The 16,781-nt window shown below is 42.9% G+C and carries 16 protein-coding genes; 10 read left to right on the top strand and 6 right to left on the bottom strand.

Annotation, left to right across the window (positions count from 1 at the left end; all coding sequences use genetic code 11):
• The first annotated feature begins 77 nt into the window (after window positions 1-77).
• The 4 genes from HDC91_RS10410 (at window position 78) to rfbA (ending at window position 3,278) form a co-directional block, all read left to right on the top strand.
• Window positions 78-389: a DUF3467 domain-containing protein gene (locus tag HDC91_RS10410; protein ID WP_183551755.1), complete on the top strand. Its 312-nt coding sequence runs from the start codon at window positions 78-80 to the stop codon at window positions 387-389.
• A gap of 106 nt (window positions 390-495) precedes the next feature.
• A complete protein-coding gene (locus HDC91_RS10405; protein WP_183551753.1) occupies window positions 496-1,431 on the top strand; it encodes a GDP-L-fucose synthase in 936 nt (311 codons plus the stop codon).
• A gap of 34 nt (window positions 1,432-1,465) precedes the next feature.
• Entirely contained in the window at window positions 1,466-2,335 is an 870-nt protein-coding gene (gene rfbD / locus HDC91_RS10400; protein ID WP_370576816.1) for a dTDP-4-dehydrorhamnose reductase, read from the top strand.
• A 76-nt stretch (window positions 2,336-2,411) separates the two neighbouring features.
• The gene (gene rfbA / locus HDC91_RS10395; RefSeq protein ID WP_183551750.1) at window positions 2,412-3,278 is read left to right on the top strand and encodes a glucose-1-phosphate thymidylyltransferase RfbA; all 867 of its coding nucleotides are present in this window, start codon (window positions 2,412-2,414) and stop codon (window positions 3,276-3,278) included.
• 183 nt (window positions 3,279-3,461) lie between these two features.
• Here the strand turns inward: rfbA and miaA are convergent, their stop codons facing one another.
• The 6 genes from miaA to HDC91_RS10365 all read right to left on the bottom strand — a co-directional run bounded on the left by miaA (window position 3,462) and on the right by HDC91_RS10365 (window position 9,093).
• Window positions 3,462-4,382 (bottom strand): tRNA (adenosine(37)-N6)-dimethylallyltransferase MiaA, encoded by a 921-nt coding sequence (gene miaA / locus HDC91_RS10390; protein ID WP_183551747.1) that lies wholly within the window; start codon window positions 4,380-4,382, stop codon window positions 3,462-3,464.
• Window positions 4,383-4,468: 86 nt separating this feature from the next.
• A complete protein-coding gene (locus HDC91_RS10385) occupies window positions 4,469-5,119 on the bottom strand; it encodes a plasmid pRiA4b ORF-3 family protein (RefSeq protein ID WP_162429427.1) in 651 nt (216 codons plus the stop codon).
• Window positions 5,120-5,158: 39 nt separating this feature from the next.
• Complete coding sequence (locus HDC91_RS10380) at window positions 5,159-6,571, bottom strand: CCA tRNA nucleotidyltransferase (RefSeq protein WP_183551744.1); 1,413 nt, start codon at window positions 6,569-6,571, stop codon at window positions 5,159-5,161.
• Between the two features lie 53 nt (window positions 6,572-6,624).
• On the bottom strand, window positions 6,625-7,191 hold the full coding sequence (locus HDC91_RS10375; RefSeq protein WP_183552544.1) for an L-threonylcarbamoyladenylate synthase: 567 nt from the start codon (window positions 7,189-7,191) through the stop codon (window positions 6,625-6,627).
• Window positions 7,184-8,170: a glycosyltransferase family 9 protein gene (locus HDC91_RS10370; RefSeq protein ID WP_183551742.1), complete on the bottom strand. Its 987-nt coding sequence runs from the start codon at window positions 8,168-8,170 to the stop codon at window positions 7,184-7,186. Before HDC91_RS10370 ends, HDC91_RS10375 begins: the two co-directional genes overlap by 8 nt.
• 107 nt (window positions 8,171-8,277) lie before the next feature.
• Window positions 8,278-9,093: a 2,3,4,5-tetrahydropyridine-2,6-dicarboxylate N-succinyltransferase gene (locus tag HDC91_RS10365; RefSeq protein WP_202925361.1), complete on the bottom strand. Its 816-nt coding sequence runs from the start codon at window positions 9,091-9,093 to the stop codon at window positions 8,278-8,280.
• 165 nt (window positions 9,094-9,258) lie between these two features.
• Between HDC91_RS10365 and HDC91_RS10360 the strand changes: the two genes are divergently transcribed.
• The 6 genes from HDC91_RS10360 to HDC91_RS10335 all read left to right on the top strand — a co-directional run bounded on the left by HDC91_RS10360 (window position 9,259) and on the right by HDC91_RS10335 (window position 16,773).
• Entirely contained in the window at window positions 9,259-9,651 is a 393-nt protein-coding gene (locus HDC91_RS10360; RefSeq protein ID WP_183551739.1) for an RNA-binding S4 domain-containing protein, read from the top strand.
• A gap of 220 nt (window positions 9,652-9,871) precedes the next feature.
• Window positions 9,872-10,681 carry a polysaccharide biosynthesis/export family protein gene (locus HDC91_RS10355; protein WP_183551736.1) on the top strand — a complete coding sequence of 270 codons (810 nt, stop codon included), beginning with the start codon at window positions 9,872-9,874 and terminating at the stop codon, window positions 10,679-10,681.
• Between the two features lie 29 nt (window positions 10,682-10,710).
• Window positions 10,711-13,056 carry a tyrosine-protein kinase family protein gene (locus HDC91_RS10350; RefSeq protein ID WP_183551733.1) on the top strand — a complete coding sequence of 782 codons (2,346 nt, stop codon included), beginning with the start codon at window positions 10,711-10,713 and terminating at the stop codon, window positions 13,054-13,056.
• 77 nt (window positions 13,057-13,133) lie between these two features.
• Window positions 13,134-14,468 carry a nucleotide sugar dehydrogenase gene (locus HDC91_RS10345; RefSeq protein ID WP_255476703.1) on the top strand — a complete coding sequence of 445 codons (1,335 nt, stop codon included), beginning with the start codon at window positions 13,134-13,136 and terminating at the stop codon, window positions 14,466-14,468.
• A 38-nt stretch (window positions 14,469-14,506) separates the two neighbouring features.
• The gene (locus HDC91_RS10340; RefSeq protein ID WP_162429421.1) at window positions 14,507-15,493 is read left to right on the top strand and encodes an SDR family oxidoreductase; all 987 of its coding nucleotides are present in this window, start codon (window positions 14,507-14,509) and stop codon (window positions 15,491-15,493) included.
• A gap of 35 nt (window positions 15,494-15,528) precedes the next feature.
• The gene (locus HDC91_RS10335; RefSeq protein ID WP_183551730.1) at window positions 15,529-16,773 is read left to right on the top strand and encodes a UDP-N-acetylglucosamine 1-carboxyvinyltransferase; all 1,245 of its coding nucleotides are present in this window, start codon (window positions 15,529-15,531) and stop codon (window positions 16,771-16,773) included.
• Window positions 16,774-16,781 lie beyond the last annotated feature (8 nt).

The raw sequence follows: 16,781 nt of genomic DNA, 5'->3' as shown, positions 1-16,781 counted from the left end.
AGCTGAGGTCCTCTGCTATGGAGAGGTTAGGTGAGGCTACAGCGCTTATTTCAGACTCATGCTATTTTTATACTATCATGGAAGAACAAAACGAAAACCAGATCAACATTGAGCTCTCTGAAGATGTGGCCGAAGGGGTTTACGCCAACCTGGCTATCATAACACACTCAAGCTCGGAGTTTGTGCTCGATTTTATTCGCGTTATGCCGGGTGTTCCTAAGGCAAAAGTTAAATCGCGTGTTGTGCTTACACCCGAACACGCTAAGCGCCTGTTAACGGCCTTGGAAGATAATTTAGAAAAATTTGAAGCTGTTAACGGCCGTATAAAAATTCAGAACGAGCCGACTGGCTTCCCCATGAATTTTGGCGGTACAATGGGGCAGGCGTAAATAGTTTATTAGTTCGCTTGTTCATTAGTTTGTTAGTGCAAAGCTTACTGAATTTGCCGCAGCCCACTAATGAACTGATGAACCAATGAACAAATGAACCAACTTAATGAATAAAAACGCTAAAATATACATTGCCGGTCACCGGGGCATGGTGGGTTCGGCCATTATGCGTAAGCTGCAAGCCGAAGGTTTTACAAATTTCGTTACCCGTACATCCGCCGAGCTTGACCTGCGTAACCAGCAGGCTGTTGCTGATTTTTTTAAGCAGGAAAAACCAGAATACGTTTTTTTAGCCGCCGCCAAAGTAGGGGGTATCGTAGCTAACAATACCTACCGTGCCGAGTTTTTGTATGATAACCTGCAGATACAAAACAACATAATCAATTCATCATATTTAAATGATGTGAAAAAATTGATGTTCCTGGGCTCCAGCTGTATCTACCCTAAACTGGCGCCACAACCCTTAAAGGAAGACGCATTGCTGACAGGTTTGCTGGAACCTACTAACGAGCCCTACGCGATAGCTAAGATAGCCGGCATAAAAATGTGTGACGCTTACCGTGCGCAATATGGTTGCAATTATATATCTGTTATGCCTACAAACCTTTACGGGTATAACGATAACTATCACCCGCAAAACTCGCATGTGCTGCCCGCGCTGATCCGCCGTTTTCATGAGGCCAAAGTAAATGGTACACCCGAAGTTGTTATCTGGGGGAGCGGGTCGCCCTTGCGCGAATTTTTGTTTGCCGATGACCTTGCCGAAGCCTGCTACTACCTGATGCAAAACTTTAACGAGGCCGGTTTTATAAATATAGGCAGCGGTAAAGAGATCTCTATAAAAGATCTTGCCTTGCTTATTAAAGGTATAATTGGCTATAACGGCGAAATACGATTTGACGCCACTAAACCTGACGGCACACCACGCAAGTTAATGGATGTTTCTAAACTGACCGCATTAGGCTGGACATACAAAACCGAATTGGAAGAAGGTATTCGGCTTGCTTATCAGGACTTCCTGGTGAAACATGTAGAGCGATAAACAGTTATTATAAATAAAGTTTGTAACCTATTGGATGATGAACAGCGTAATTGTTTTTGGTGCTTCCGGTCAGTTAGGGCAATGCTTAAAAACCATTGCCGGTGAGCAAAAGCTTGACAATTACATTTTCCCCGACGAAACGGACAGTAATATACTTGACACCGGAGCCATCAGTAAATTATTTGATACGTATAAACCGGCTTATTGTATCAATTGCGCGGCTTATACCGCGGTTGATAAAGCCGAAAGCGACGCTGATACCGCTTTCGCCGTAAACAAAACAGGGGTAGAGAACCTGGCCCGCATATGCGATAATTTTGATGTAACCCTGCTGCATATCTCAACCGATTTTGTTTTTGGCGGCGAGGGACAAGCACCGCTTACCGAACAAAGCCCTACCAACCCTATAAGTGTATACGGGCAAAGCAAACTGGAGGGCGAACTGGCCATACCCGGGGCGTTACAAAAATATTTCATTATCCGTACCGGCTGGCTTTACTCCGAATTTGGGAACAATTTTGTAAAAACCATTTTACGAATAGGTAGGGAAAAAGGCGAAATAAGTGTAATAAACGACCAAACCGGCACACCAACATACGCTATCGATCTTGCAAGGGTACTCAACACCATCATCGTGTCAAAAAGCGAGAAATACGGCCTGTATCATTATAGTAATGCAGGCCAGGCTACCTGGTTTGATTTTGCGGTAGCCATACATAAGCTGGCAAATACGCAGGTAAATGTGCTGCCTATACCTACCGCAGAATACCCAACGCCGGCCAAAAGGCCCGTATATGCTGTTATGGATAAATCAAAAATAAAGCGGACATTTAATATTAATATCCCCGAATGGGAAGATAGCCTTGCCATTTGTATTGAGAAGTTAAAACAACAAGTTAATTAGTTATATCAATTAACCTAAAAGCTAAACCGGCTAAGCGATCACTAATTCATTAATTCAATAAATCATAATTTTCACTATGAAAGGTATCATATTAGCAGGCGGATCGGGCACAAGGCTGTATCCCATAACAAAAGCCATAAGCAAACAGTTGATGCCTATTTATGATAAGCCGATGATATACTATCCGTTATCGGTATTGATGCTGGCCGGGATAAACGAGATATTGATAATTACCACTGCTGAGGATAACCCGGGTTTTGTGCGCTTGTTAGGCACCGGCCAGGAAATTGGCTGCCGCTTTGAATATGCTGTACAGGAGAAGCCGAACGGCCTTGCACAAGCATTTGTTATTGGCGCCGATTTTATTGGCAACGATAAGGTAGCACTTGTTTTAGGCGACAACATATTTTACGGTTCGGGGTTTAGCAAGCTGATACAAAGTTTTAATGACGTAAACGGCGCAGCCATATTTGCCTATCCGGTGGCCGACCCGGAACGTTATGGCGTTGTAGAATTTGACAAAGATTTGAAAGCGGTTTCGATAGAAGAGAAGCCTGCGCAGCCAAAATCAAAGTTTGCCGTTCCGGGATTGTATTTTTACGATAACAGCGTTGTAGAGATAGCTAAAAACATAGAACCATCTGCACGCGGCGAGTATGAGATAACTGATGTTAACCGCGTTTACCTGGAGCAGGGCAACCTGCATGTGGGCGTAATGGACAGGGGCACAGCTTGGCTTGATACAGGCACTTTTGATTCGTTGAGTGATGCAACCGAATTTGTTAGGGTTATAGAAAAGCGCCAGGCAAAAAAAATAGGCTGCATCGAAGAAGTAGCTTATCTGATGGGCTATATTGATGCCGACCAATTGCAGGCCTTGGCTGATAAGTACGTTAAAAGCGGCTACGGGGCGTATATCCAGTCAGTGTTGGATAACCGGTAGGCAATTTGCAGTTTTAGTTAGCGGTTTGCGTATTTAGTTCAATAAGCATCTTTCCGGGAGGGCCGAGGTTAAGCGTTCACGCTGGTGTTTCCCCCTTTTTTATTTAATGTGCTGATAATCAATCGTTCACGGCTGTTCAGGCGTGGTCGTGCGCCGAACGTGAACACTATATGTAGTTGGATATTAGCGATTTAGTGATTTAGCCATCACTATCATATTTTCCGAAAGCTGTTCATTGCTGGCGTCCATCCAGATGATCTCTTTATCCTTACGGAACCACGTAAGCTGCCTTTTGGCAAAGCGGCGGGTGTTTTGCTTAATCCGGCCGATGGCCGTATCCAGGTCTGTCTTCCCGTCGAAATAATCGAACAGTTCAGAATATCCCACCGTGTTTAATGCGTTGTATTGGCGAAATGGAGTTAACGCCGCCACTTCTTCTACCAAACCATCCTGCACCATGATATCAACACGTTTATTGATCCTGTCGTAAAGTTCCTCGCGCGGCATGTTCAGGCCAAACTTGATGGTATTAAACGGGCGGCTGTTAATAGTTTGTTTTTGATACGATGATATGGGGTTGCCGGTAGCCTCATACACCTCTAATGCCCTTATAACGCGCTGAGGGTTATTTATGTTAGCAGAGGCGTAATATGCGGGGTCGGCATTTTTCAATCGTTCCTGTAATGGAAATAGGCCGTTTGTGGCTAACTCTGCGTTTAGTCTTTCTCGAATAGCGGGATCTGCTGTAGGCAACTCGTCAAACCCTTCGGTAACTGCTTTAATGTAAAGGCCCGATCCGCCAACAAGTATGACCACGTCGTGTTGTTCAAAAAGTTTTTCGAGTAATTGCATACACTCGCGCTCAAAATCACCTACGGAAAAAGGCTGTGTTACGCTATGCGAATTAATGAAATAATGCGGGGCGGCAGCTAATTCTTCATCAGTGGGTTTTGCAGTACCTACAGACATTTCGCGAAAAAATTGTCTCGAATCGGCGGATACGATAACCGTGTGGTAATGTTGTGCCAGTTGTATAGCAGCAGCAGTTTTCCCGCTCGCCGTAGGCCCGGCAATTACAATAAGAGTTTTGTTTGTGAAGTCCATAGTCGATGGTCGATATTCCATAGATAACAGGTTAATAGGTTACCACAATGGCTATTGACTATCGGCTATGGTCTATGAACTGAAAATTAATAATCGTCGCGTCCCGGTTTGTCATCTTCTTCAAAGCCTTCGTCATCGCCAAAGCCAAACTCATCTTCTTCTTCCACCTCGTCAGCTTTGGTTTCTTCCTCATCATCCACTCCCGAGTCAGTCACTTCAGAAAAATCGTCTGCATCATCATGATTGTAAGCCATCTCGTTCAAAAAGTCGAAATCTTCATCAGGGGTTTCGGCAGTTGCGGCAGCTGCGGGATTAAATACATTGCCGAATTGCTTTGGAGCCTCCCCGATTGAGCGTACAACAGCCGGATAGGTTACACCCGGCGCTTCGTCAAGTATAATTTTCATCAATTCCACATGAAAATCAAATGGCCTGTCGAAATTAAAGGTATAGTAGAATTTTTGATGCGGATCGTCAATAAAACTGCTCAGCTTTATTTTATCCATTAAAGGTATTTTGCGGTCTATCCTTTTTTGGTTTGGCATATAAGTGATCTCTTCGCCCTTCATCCATTGGTCGTTACTGATGTAGAACGAGGATGGATACTCATAGTTATAACCGGTAGACTGGTGTATAGCTTTATGAAGATCTTCGAATGTCTGGTTAGATTTTACATCAATATCCCGGGTAACGTCATCATAATCTTCAAAAGTAACCCTGAACCTGTATAGTGCCATTGTATAAGTAGTTTTTTGTCAAAAATAGTAATGTTTATATTAATTTGTGTTTGCAACAACTTTCAAGCCAATTTCTGCGCCTTTTTCAATTGTAAAATTTATCGCTGCCTCGCGTTCGTTGGGTATTTCGCCTTCCAGTATCGCTTCGCGTATTTTATTTTTTATAATACCCACCTCGCGGCCTTCGCCAATACCAAATAACTGCATAATATCCAGGCCGGTTACCGGCGGCTGCCAGTTACGTATGCTGTCGCGCTCTTCAACGTCTTTTAATTTTTGCTGAACTAATTCAAAATTATTGCGGTATTTTTTGATCTTATATTCGTTTTTTGTGGTTACGTCTGCTTTACATAACAACATCAGCGCCTCGATATCGTCGCCGGCCTCGAATAGCAGCCTGCGCACAGCCGAATCCGTAACGATAGACTGCGACAGCACTATAGGGCGTAAGTGAAGCTGCACCAGCTTTTGCACCAGTTTCATTTTTTCGTTAAGCGGTAGCTTGAGCTGTGCAAATATCTTGGGTACCATACGGGCGCCCTTATCCTCGTGGCCATGAAATGTCCATCCGTGGCCGGGTTCAAAACGTTTGGTAGGGGGTTTGGCAATATCATGCAAAATGGCCGCCCAGCGCAGCCATAGGTCGTCGGTGGTTTCGCAGATATTATCAAGCACCTGCAGGGTATGATAAAAATTATCTTTGTGCCCTTTGCCATTTATGACCTCAACGCCGTACAAAGCAGCCATTTGTGGAAAAATAAGATCGAGCAGGCCGGTATCGAAAAGGTAATTAAACCCTACTGACGGTTTTGGCGACAGGATGATCTTGTTCAACTCGTCGGTAATGCGCTCCTGCGATACTATTTTGATGCGGTGAAGATTGCTTTTTATTGCCGCAATAGCTTCGTCATCAATCCTGAAATTAAGCTGCGAAGCGAATCTAATGGCGCGCATCATACGCAGCGGGTCGTCAGAAAAAGTTTCAACCGGGTTTAGCGGTGTGCGGATCAACCCGGCTTTTAGATCGGCAATACCATCAAACGGGTCTATCAGTTCGCCGAATTGCGAGGGATGCAGTGCGATGGCGAGCGCATTTAAAGTGAAATCGCGGCGTTTTTGGTCGTCTTCGAGCGTGCCATTTTCAACAATTGGTTTGCGCGAATCTGAACGGTAACTTTCTTTACGCGCACCTACAAATTCCACTTCTACATCCTGGTAACGCAGCATGGCTGTGCCAAAATTTTTAAATACCGATACCTTAACGTTCAGCCTGGCGGCAACAGCCTCGGCAAAGGCAATGCCGTTGCCCAGTATTACAATATCAATATCTTTTGAGGGGCGGTTCAGAAAGATATCGCGCACGTAACCGCCTATTGCGTAAGCCTGTACATCTTGTTCGGCAGCAAGTTTTGAAATAACAGAAAATACCGGATGTTGCAGGTGTTTTTTCATATAAAGGCCGCAAACAGGCTTGTATTGCAGCGCAAATTTAGCGATTATAAAAATTAACGGCGTATAAATTCGAAACCGCCATTTGGGGCAAGACGCATAATGGTCGAGGGTTTTTTTATCTCAGTGCTATACTGGTCAATGTCAACTACATAATCAACCCCGTCAATAATTTCCTGCTCTATTTTACCAAAGTAACCTGGCGAGGGATGGCCGCTTATATTGGCTGAGGTGGATACCAGGGGCTTACGTAAACGCTGTATTAGTTGCTGGCAAAAAGGGTGGCTGGTTACCCTTATACCAACGCTGCCATCTTCGGCAATTAAAGCGGGAGATATGTTTTTAGCTCCCGGCATAACCAGCGTAAGCGGGTTTTCGGCATACTCTATCAGGTCGTACGCTATATCAGGCACCTCGCTTATATAGCTTTGCAGTTTATTATCAACGTCCAGCAAAATGATCATGCTTTTGCTTTCTTCGCGCTGTTTAAGCGCGTAAATCTTTTTTACAGCATCAGTATTTGTTGCATCGCAGCCAATACCCCATATGGTATCGGTAGGGTAAAGGATTATACCGCCATCCTGTACAATTTTCAGCGCCTTGTTTACTTCGTCTTTAAGCATCATTCAAGTGCAAACTTAATGCATTTATTATTTTTATTTCATCTAACATTTCCATGCACTTTGGTAAACCGTATAATTTGCAGGTGTTACGCACACAGGGTTCGCATATCAGTTCGCCGTAACGTATAACGGTTAGCTGCTGTTTGTTATAAGGCGCGGTGTTGTTTTCGTTACCCGCTCCAAACAAAACTACGGTGGGTGTGCCTACTGCATTGGCCAGGTGCGCCGGGCCCGAATCGGTGGTTAATACTGCCCTGCTTTCCGCCATCTGTTTAACTAATCCTGCCAGATCGGTTTTGCCGGCCAGGTTTTGCAGCCTCTGCGGGTGGGCTGCGCCAATAAGCAATTCATCCACAAATGCAGTCTCTTTTGGCGCGCCTATCAATACAAAAGTTATGTTCGTGAAAACTTCGGTTAGTGTGTTTATAATTGCGCGGCCTTTATATAAAGGCATCCGGCGGGATGATGCCTCTGAATTGAAGTTGACCACTACGATGTTTTTGGCAGTTGATGATTCGCCTGTACTTAATTTAACTTGCCTGTCGCCCGCGGCCCTGCCTGTATAATTCTCCAGCAGGGATAGGTATTCATCAACCCGGTGCAGGTTGGCAGGCTTTTTAAAAGATCGGGTTAGCATAAAAAAGCCGCCCTCAGCATTAAAACCAACACGTTGCCGCGCGCCGCTTGCCCAAGCCATCACAAACGACGATAGTGACTGAGGCAGATTAAAAAAGATATCGTATTGCGCAGGCCGAAACGTTCTGCCAAAGCGGTACACGCCGTTTAGTCCGCTATATTCGTGTTTTGAAAAGAGATGGATACTACTGATGCCGGGTATTAAAGAAGCGACGCCGCCCAGCTCCTTTTTGATAATAACGTCGATAGAAGCACCAGGGTAAAATTGCCTTACGGCATTGATGAAAGCGGTACTCATAACCACATCGCCAAGCCAGTTAGGTAACCTTATCAATATTTTCATATTGACAGATGTAAGATGTGAGACTTTAGATATGAGATCAGAGAAGCGTTTTTACGGATTATGCAAAATTTCATCTCCAATCTCAAATCTAACATCCCAAATCTGAATTATACAGCTACGTTATTATCCCTTAAAGCATCGTTCAACGATGTCTTTTTGTCGGTGGATTCTTTGCGCTTGCCAATGATAAGCGCACAAGGTACCTGGTACTCGCCTGCCGCGAACTTTTTGGCGTATGAGCCTGGTATCACTACCGAGCGGGCAGGGACGCGGCCCTTATATTCCACGGGCTCGGTGCCGGTTACATCAATGATTTTGGTAGAGGCGGTTAAAACCACATTTGCGCCCAAAACGGCTTCACTCTCTACATGCACGCCTTCAACCACAATAGCACGAGACCCCAGGAAGCAGTTATCCTCGATAATTACAGGAGAGGCCTGAACAGGCTCTAAAACGCCGCCAATACCTACGCCGCCGCTTAAGTGCACATGCTTGCCAATTTGCGCGCATGAGCCGACGGTTGCCCATGTATCAACCATAGTGCCTTCGTCAACATAGGCGCCAATGTTTACATACGAGGGCATCATGATAACCCCTTTAGCAAGGTAAGCGCCATACCGGGCAATACCATGCGGCACAACACGTACGCCAAGCTCTTTATAATTGGTTTTAAGCTTCATTTTATCATTAAAAACAAACGGGCCTGTTTTTATTTCTTCCATGGCGCGGGTAGGAAAATATAATATAACAGCTTTTTTGATCCATTCGTTTGTATGCCAGCGACTGCCTATCAGTTCGGCAACACGCATTTCGCCTTGGTCCAAGCGCTCAATAACGGTGTTTATGGCGTTAATGTAGTCGTTTTCACTTAAAAGGGTGCGGTTATCCCAGGCATCCTCAATCATTTTTTTAAGGTCGATCATTACAGATATAAATTTTGTCAAATTAAAGGAATTTTAAGCAGATTTGTTTTATAGTAATGTTTAGTTTATTGGCTGGATGGTCCATTGTGCTGCGTTAAAAGGTATATATAAAATACCATTTAACCCATGAAACCAATAAACACGTAACCTAATGAAAAAACGGTAATGGCTGAGAAGGAAAAATTAAGGATAGATAAATATTTATGGTCTATCCGCGCGTTTAAAACCCGTACACTGGCATCTGATGCCTGCAAGGCGGGACGTGTTAAACTGGATGGTAATAACATTAAACCCTCGCACGAGGTAAAAATAGGCGAGGTATATACCGTATCAAAAGGGCCAGAGAAGCGGATATTAAAGGTAACCGGCCTATTGGAAAGCCGCACTGACGCCAAAACCGCGGTAATGTATTATGAAGACATAACCCCTGAAGAGGAGACGATGAAATTTAAATCTATGTTTCATGCCCCTGTTTTAACGCGCGACCGGGGGGCCGGCCGCCCCACCAAACGCGACCGCAGGGAAATTGATGACCTTAAAGATGATTTTTTTAAATAAGTAAAAACAATTATCTTGTAAAAGCGTTAAAACGTGGCATTGTTATGGTATTTGCATATTTATAACGTTAAGGGCGTTTGCTTACGGTTTATGCAATAAATGCGTAATACATATGCATTATTTTAATATCAAAAAAGTCGTTAATAGCAAAACTGTTAATATACATTAGTTTATTAAATAAAATAGTCTATTTTTGCGCCCACTATTTATCGAATAACATATGAAAAAAAATATCTACCGTAATATTTTTTTATTTTTAATAGCTGCAATAGCGTTCTCTTCGTGTATAGGGCAAAAGGAAATTGTATATTTTCAAAAAGATCTAAATCAATCTGATACTATCAATGTTGCAGAGGCTTATGTTCCTAAAATACAGCCGGGAGATATTTTATCAATACCTGTTAACTCTTTAAATCCTGCGGCAAGTAGTTTCTTTAACCCGTATGCTCCTGCAACTTCAGCCACAGATATTACTACAACCAACGCACAAAACGGTGCGGCGCCGCTTTCTCAAACAGCCTCTAACGGATATTTAGTTGATGCAAATGGCGAGATCGAGATGCCATTAATAAGCACAATTAAAGTGGGCGGACTGACAACAGCGCAAGCCCGCGATATAATCAGGGAAAAACTTAAACAATACCTAAAGGAGCCTACCGTAAATGTTAGGTTTTTAAATTATAAAATATCCGTAATGGGCGAGGTAGCACGTCCTTCGGTTTATGTTATTCCGAACGAAAAGGTGACATTGCCCGAGGCGCTGACCATGGCGGGCGACCTTACCATTTATGGCAAGCGTGATAATATACTTATTGTTAGGGATAACGGCGGAAAAAAAGAATTTGGCAGGGTTAACCTCAACACAAGAGAAGTATTTACATCTCCATATTATTATTTACACTCAGGCGATTTAATTTATGTAGAACAGGGTAAAGGTAAAGCTGCGCAGAGCGATCAGGCTTATCGAATCGTACCTATTATTCTCAGTGCTTTAACAGTTATTGGTCTGCTTATTTACAGGTTTAAATAACTACACCAATTACAACCCGATTTTAACTTATGAATGCAAATACGGATACTAATTTTGATAATGATAATATAGGTGAGCTTAACCTTAGAGAAATTATTTTTAAGTACCTTCATTACTCTAAATTAATTCTATTTTCCCTGGTGTTTTTCTTGGTGCTTGGATACGTATACATCAAGTTTCAGACCCCTCAATATCAAATAGAAACAGATTTATTAATAAAGGATAAAAGTACTAACGGGCCACAAGATGATATTTTAAAAGGGTTGGATCTGTTTTCTTCAGACAAGATAATTGATAATGAGGTACAGATACTCAAATCAGCTACCTTAATGGAGAAAGTAGTCAGGGCTTTGAAATTAGATGTATCTTATTTTGAAAGCGAAGGAGTAAGGAAAAGTTCATTATATTCAAATAGCCGTCCTTTTCAGGCTCAGCTGATAAATCCTAACGAGCTATCTTATAAAGACGGGTATCCGGTTGTGCTAAATGAAAATGGTTTCGAGACTGGTGGAAAAACGTATCCTTATAACAAGCCCGTTCAGTGCGAGTTCGGTCAGATTATCATCACTTCGAAAGGAATAAGCCCCGAATTTTTACACAAAAAGATATATATAGTATTCCAAAAAATTGATGCGGTGGTTCAACGCTATCGCAATCAGTTGTCAATAAATCCGGTAAGTAAAGAAGGTACGGTCTTAATTATAACGCTGCAGGACGCTGTACCAAAAAGGGGGAAAGATATTCTTAACCGCCTGATTTTTGAGTATAACAATGCTGCAATTCAGGATAAAAATAAAGTTACCTCGAGTACTTTAAATTTTATTACAGATCGTTTAAGGAATCTTTCTCAGGAGCTGGGAACCGCAGAAAAAAATGTTGAGAATTACAAATCTCAAAACCGGATTACCGATATAAGCGCACAATCGCAGGTGTTTATACAAAGCACGCAGCAAAACGATGCAGAACTTAGTAAAGTTAATATACAGTTAAGTGTTCTGAATAATCTACAGAATTATATAAACAGCTCAAAAGATCTTTCGGGTGTATTACCATCAATGCTGGGTATTGAAGACCCCACTTTACTTGGTTTGGTATCGCAGTTGAGCGAATCGCAATTAAAGAAACAGAGCCTGTTGCAAACCATTCCTGAAACTAACCCTATCGTTACCTCGCTAAACGATCAAATACGGTCTATCAAAGCTGGTATCGACCAGTCTGTGAAAAACCTTAAGGCGGGCCTGCTTATTACAAAACAGCAGCTTCAGGAAAAAAACGCAAAATTCGAATCGGTTATTACACAGGTGCCGGGTAAAGAAAGAGGCTTGATTGATGTAATGCGTCAACAGGAAATAAAAAACAATTTATTTACTTTTCTGCTTCAGAAGCGCGAAGAACAAGAAATGGCCCTGGCTTCTACCATGGCTGATAGCCGCACCATTGATGAAGCGCGCAGCAGTCAGGCCCCGGTAAAGCCAGTGAAACCTTTAATCATGCTCATATTTTTCTTTTTAGGTTTGATTGTACCCGCGGGTTACATTTACCTTAAAGAGGTATTGAACAACAAGGTTAGCAAAAAGGCGGATATCGAAAAGATGACCAGGGTGCCCGTAGTGGCCGAAATTGGTCACAGCGAACAATCAACCCCGCTTATAGTTGTTGATAAACCCCGTTCAATGGTGGCGGAGCAAATACGTGCGCTTCGTACAAACTTACAATTCATAAGTTCGGGCGTAGATCACAAAGTGCTGTTATTTACATCAAGCATCAGTGGCGAGGGTAAGTCGTTTATTTCGTTAAACCTTGGTGCCAGTTTGGCAATGTCGGGTAAACGGGTAGTTATTCTAGAGCTCGATCTTCGTAAGCCAAAGCTAAACGCCGTATTGGAAATTGATAATTCTAAAGGCCTTTCGAATTACCTGATCAGCACTTTTTCATATAAAGAGATTATTTCGAATATCCCGGGCCAGGAAAATTATTACATTATCACCAGCGGACCCATTCCGCCAAACCCTGCCGAGCTGTTAACAAATGGCCGCATTCAAACACTTATTGAAGAGTTGAAGGCCGATTTTGATTATGTAATAATTGATGCGCCGCCTGTAGGCCTGGTAACAGATGCGCAAATTTTAGGCGAATTTGCAAACGCCACCATGTTTATCATCCGTCATAACTATACGTTTAAGAGCCAGATCGGAATGATAGATCAGTTAAGCAAAACCGGCAAACTGCCACAGATAAATATCATTTTCAACTCCATAGATTATACCTCATCTGGTTATGGCTACGGTTACGGGTATGGTTACAGCTACGGCGGCGGTTATTACCAGGAGGATAAGCCTTCAAAAAAAAGTAAACTTAAGAACTTCTTTAGGTAACAATACAACTATAATTTTGGGCGGTAACAAGATAATTAATTCTCAAATTCTCATACAACATAACAATCACATCAACTATGTCATCTAATACACCTCAAATGGCTGCAACACTTAAAAATCTTGAGGAGGCTAAAATTGCCATCATTGGGTTAGGCTATGTGGGTTTGCCATTAGCAGCAGAATTCGCAAGGAAATATCCTGTAATAGGATTTGATATTAATACCAAAAGGATTAATGAGTTAATGGCCGGCCATGACCGTACCCTTGAGATAGACGATGATAAGCTAAAATCGGTTATCAACACCGATGGTAATATGTCAGCGGGTACTACAGGTTTATTTTGCACAAATGACCTTGCATATTTGCAAGACTGTAATGTTTACATTGTTACGGTGCCAACGCCAACTGATAAACATAACCACCCCGACCTTACCCCATTATATAAGGCCAGCGAAACGGTTGGTAAAGTGCTTAAACAAAATGATGTGGTTATTTATGAATCGACTGTTTACCCTGGCGTAACAGAAGATGAATGCGTACCTGTTTTAGAAAGAGTATCGGGCCTTGTATTTAACACCGACTTTTTTGCAGGGTACTCGCCGGAGAGAATAAATCCTGGCGATAAAGAGCACACAGTAACCAAAATTTTGAAGGTAACGTCAGGTTCAACCCCTGAAGTTGCAGACTACGTTGACGACCTGTACCGCAGCATTATTGTAGCCGGAACACACAAGGCGTCGTGCATTAAAGTTGCCGAAGCGTCTAAAGTTATCGAGAATTCACAACGGGATATAAACATTGCGTTTGTTAACGAACTTTCAAAAATATTTAGCCGTTTAGGTATAGATACCAACGATGTATTGGAAGCCGCCGGAACCAAGTGGAACTTCCTGAAATTTAAACCGGGTTTGGTAGGTGGGCATTGCATCGGCGTTGACCCTTACTATCTGGCACAGAAAGCGCAGGAGTTAGGCTATCACCCTGAGATTATCCTGGCTGGCCGCAGGCTTAATGATAGCATGGGCGCTTACGTGGCTGAAGAGGTTGTTAAACGTATGGTGAAGAAAGAGGTACCTGTTATACAATCTAAATGCCTTGTTTTAGGATTTACTTTTAAAGAAAATTGCCCGGATGTTCGAAACACCCGTGTTATAGATATAATTAAAGAATTAAAATCATACCATGTTGTACCGGTTGTTTACGACCCGTGGGCGAGCCCCGCAGAGGTTATGCACGAATATGGTTTGGAAATCGTGAATGAATTGCCTGAGGGCAAGTTTGAGGCGATAATTTTAGCCGTTGCACATGATGAGTTTGCCAAACTCGAGATAAACTCGCTGAAAGCAAACCCGGGCGTTGTTTTTGATGTGAAGTGCATTTTGCCGCAGGAATTAATTGACGGCCGCCTTTAATTGTCGGTTTAGCGATACTGATTAAGACACCCATTCATATGTACACACAGCCATATCATCAAGATAATTTAAGCGAATCATCATTTTTAATAACGGGCGGGGCTGGTTTTATTGGCTCCAACCTGGTAGAATACCTTTTAAAATACGGCGCAAAGAAAGTACGTGTATTAGATAACTTTTCTACCGGTTTAAGAGAAAACCTGGAGCCTTTCCTGTCAAATCCGGCTTTCGAGCTAATGGAAGGCGATATCAGGGAGTTTGCTGATTGCCAGAAAGCGTTAGCCGGTATACAATATGTCTCACATCAGGCGGCGTTAGGTTCGGTTCCCCGTTCAATAAACGACCCGATAACCACCAATAACGTAAACATTACCGGTTTTTTAAATATGCTTACAGCCGCGCGTGATGCCGGAGTTAAGCGGATGGTGTACGCAGCAAGTTCAAGCACGTATGGCGATCACCCGGGTTTGCCTAAAGTAGAAGACCAGATTGGTAACCCGTTATCGCCTTACGCGGTAACAAAATATGTTAACGAGTTGTATGCTGCCGTATATTCAAAGGTTTATGATTTTCATGCAGTAGGATTGAGGTACTTTAACGTTTTTGGGCCGAGGCAAAATCCTAAAGGCGCATACGCGGCCGTTATACCATTATTTATAGACGCCGCTTTAAAAGGCGAAGGGCCGGTAATTAACGGCGATGGCGAAACCAGCCGCGACTTTACGTTTGTAGAAAATGCGGTGCAAGCAAATATAAAGGCATTAACACAACCCGGCATTGAAAAGCACGAAGTGATTAATATAGCTTTTGGGCAAAAGATAACCCTAAATGAGTTATGGGCCGAAATAAGCAAGATTGCAGATCTGGATATTGAACCGACTTATAAACCCGAGCGTAAGGGTGATGTAAAGCATAGCCTGGCTAACATTAGCAAGGCGGGCCATTTAATAGGATACAAGCCTTTGTTTTCCGTTTTTGAGGGATTGAACATAGCTTATAACTGGTATAAAAGCAACAAACAGTAACTATTAGCAAGGCTGGTACTAACATTGATAAAACCATGAAATATATTAAAGTAAGAAAATCCACCCTGCGTGGAAAAGTTACTGTTAGCGGTGCAAAAAACAGTGCACTTAAATTGTTAAGTGCAAGTATATTGTCTGCTAAAGACATCTTCTTGCCTAATTTCCCCGTGGGGCTGCTTGATGTTGATGTCCACCTGGAAATGCTTAAGCACTTAGGGAAAGAAATAGTTATATCCGGCAGTAATGTTACTATAAAGGAGCTTAATGCTGTTGACGAATTAAAATGGGAAGAGCGATCTATCCGTAATACCTTGTTAATGCTGGGTTGCTTGCTTACGCGCCACGGAAAAGGTCGTGTACCTTTGCCGGGCGGCTGTAAATTAGGCGAAAGAAAATACGATATTCACGTAATGATATTTGAAAGCCTTGGCGCACGTGTATGGGAAGAAGAAAACTACCTGTGCGTAGCGTCTGAAGGCCGTTTAAAAGGTACTGATATCAACTTGCCCATGCGCTCTACAGGCGCAACCGAGAATGCGATACTTTGCGGCACGCTGGCCGAAGGCACCACTACTATCTGGAATCCCCATATCAGACCGGAAATAATTGACCTTATTGATATGCTTTCAAAAATGGGGGCGGATATTACTGTACACGGGCAGCAAAAAATTGTGGTAAATGGTGTGGCCGAGTTAAAAGGCTGCGAACACCAGGTGATTCCGGATAATATGGAAGCGCTTACCTGGCTGGTTGCTTCTGTAGTTACCAACGGTGATTTGGAAATAATGAATTTTCCGTTTGAGCATCTGGAAGTTCCCCTGATATTTTTGCGCGAAAGCGGTGCGAAATTCTTTACCGGTCAAAATTCGTTGATTGTAAGGGGGGGGACCCCTTACCCTATAGAGATCAGCACAGGCCCATATCCCGGGATAAACTCGGATATGCAGCCTTTATTCGCGGTATTTGGTGCCATGTCTCAGGGAGTGTCAAAAATTATAGATCTAAGGTTCCCCGGCCGATACGGTTATGCCGAAGAACTGCATAAAATGGGAATGAGCTATGAAGAGAACGGCGACATATTATTAATTAACGGAGGTAACAAATTAACGGGTGCCGAAGTAAGGGCTGTTGACTTAAGGGCAGGTATAGCATTATTGATTGCCGGCTTAACGGCCGATGGCGACACCCTAATTAGCGATGCGTGGCAAATAACCCGTGGTTATGAAAATATTATTGAAAAGGTAACCAACCTGGGAGGAATTATAGAAGAAGTAAATTAACTGATTAT

The sequence above is a fragment of the Mucilaginibacter sp. AK015 genome (assembly GCF_014200785.1).
Lineage (GTDB): Bacteria > Bacteroidota > Bacteroidia > Sphingobacteriales > Sphingobacteriaceae > Mucilaginibacter.
Note: the sequence above shows the minus strand (reverse complement) of the source record. Positions and strands in the feature narration are given on the sequence as shown.

Excerpts from the sequence above, each read along its gene's own strand:
- HDC91_RS10370 (WP_183551742.1), bottom strand. The coding sequence starts at position 8,170 with ATGAAAATATTGATAAGGTTACCTAACTGGCTTGGCGATGTGGTTATG.
- HDC91_RS10410 (WP_183551755.1), top strand. The coding sequence starts at position 78 with ATGGAAGAACAAAACGAAAACCAGATCAACATTGAGCTCTCTGAAGAT.
- HDC91_RS10375 (WP_183552544.1), bottom strand. The coding sequence starts at position 7,191 with ATGCTTAAAGACGAAGTAAACAAGGCGCTGAAAATTGTACAGGATGGC.
- HDC91_RS10335 (WP_183551730.1), top strand. The coding sequence starts at position 15,529 with ATGAAATATATTAAAGTAAGAAAATCCACCCTGCGTGGAAAAGTTACT.
- rfbD (WP_370576816.1), top strand. The coding sequence starts at position 1,466 with ATGATGAACAGCGTAATTGTTTTTGGTGCTTCCGGTCAGTTAGGGCAA.
- rfbA (WP_183551750.1), top strand. The coding sequence starts at position 2,412 with ATGAAAGGTATCATATTAGCAGGCGGATCGGGCACAAGGCTGTATCCC.
- HDC91_RS10355 (WP_183551736.1), top strand. The coding sequence starts at position 9,872 with ATGAAAAAAAATATCTACCGTAATATTTTTTTATTTTTAATAGCTGCA.
- HDC91_RS10350 (WP_183551733.1), top strand. The coding sequence starts at position 10,711 with ATGAATGCAAATACGGATACTAATTTTGATAATGATAATATAGGTGAG.
- HDC91_RS10405 (WP_183551753.1), top strand. The coding sequence starts at position 496 with ATGAATAAAAACGCTAAAATATACATTGCCGGTCACCGGGGCATGGTG.
- HDC91_RS10385 (WP_162429427.1), bottom strand. The coding sequence starts at position 5,119 with ATGGCACTATACAGGTTCAGGGTTACTTTTGAAGATTATGATGACGTT.
- HDC91_RS10360 (WP_183551739.1), top strand. The coding sequence starts at position 9,259 with ATGGCTGAGAAGGAAAAATTAAGGATAGATAAATATTTATGGTCTATC.
- HDC91_RS10340 (WP_162429421.1), top strand. The coding sequence starts at position 14,507 with ATGTACACACAGCCATATCATCAAGATAATTTAAGCGAATCATCATTT.
- HDC91_RS10365 (WP_202925361.1), bottom strand. The coding sequence starts at position 9,093 with ATGATCGACCTTAAAAAAATGATTGAGGATGCCTGGGATAACCGCACC.
- miaA (WP_183551747.1), bottom strand. The coding sequence starts at position 4,382 with ATGGACTTCACAAACAAAACTCTTATTGTAATTGCCGGGCCTACGGCG.
- HDC91_RS10380 (WP_183551744.1), bottom strand. The coding sequence starts at position 6,571 with ATGAAAAAACACCTGCAACATCCGGTATTTTCTGTTATTTCAAAACTT.
- HDC91_RS10345 (WP_255476703.1), top strand. The coding sequence starts at position 13,134 with ATGTCATCTAATACACCTCAAATGGCTGCAACACTTAAAAATCTTGAG.